Below are 419 nucleotides of genomic sequence, written 5' to 3' on the forward strand. Positions count from 1 at the left end.
TCCGCCTCTGCGCGGGCTTCCAGAAGCGGAGAAAGATCCAACCGCCCGCGCAAATAGGCGGCGATGCGCTCATTCCCCTCCAAAAACTGCAACGCCACCCATCGTTTGTTTCCAGGCACATCGTCCGGCAGCTGCTCGGCAATGCGACAGATCGCGCGTTCCACCTCAACGCCGTAATCAATAAAAATGCGGGAATGGTGTCCGTCTTTTGCCGACAAAATGGTGCGCGATAACTCCTTTGTCCCCTTTCCCGTTCGGGCGATGACCGGAACAACTGGGACGCCGAGATGGCGCGACAGCTTGGCGGCATCGATTTTGACGCCGCGTTTTTCAGCGACATCCACCATATTCAAAGCGATGATGAGCGGGCGGCCAAATTCCAATAGCTGAACCGTCAAATGCAAGTTGCGCTTGAGTTG

1 protein-coding gene is annotated in these 419 nt (G+C 56.3%); it reads right to left on the bottom strand.

What is annotated here, in order from left to right:
* Window positions 1–419, bottom strand: a 419-nt coding sequence (locus VU18_RS15440) for a FeoB small GTPase domain-containing protein (protein ID WP_047758433.1), incomplete at both ends; no start/stop codon positions are given.

Source organism: Geobacillus sp. ZGt-1 (genome assembly GCF_001026865.1).
Taxonomy (GTDB): Bacteria; Bacillota; Bacilli; order Bacillales; family Anoxybacillaceae; genus Geobacillus; species Geobacillus thermoleovorans.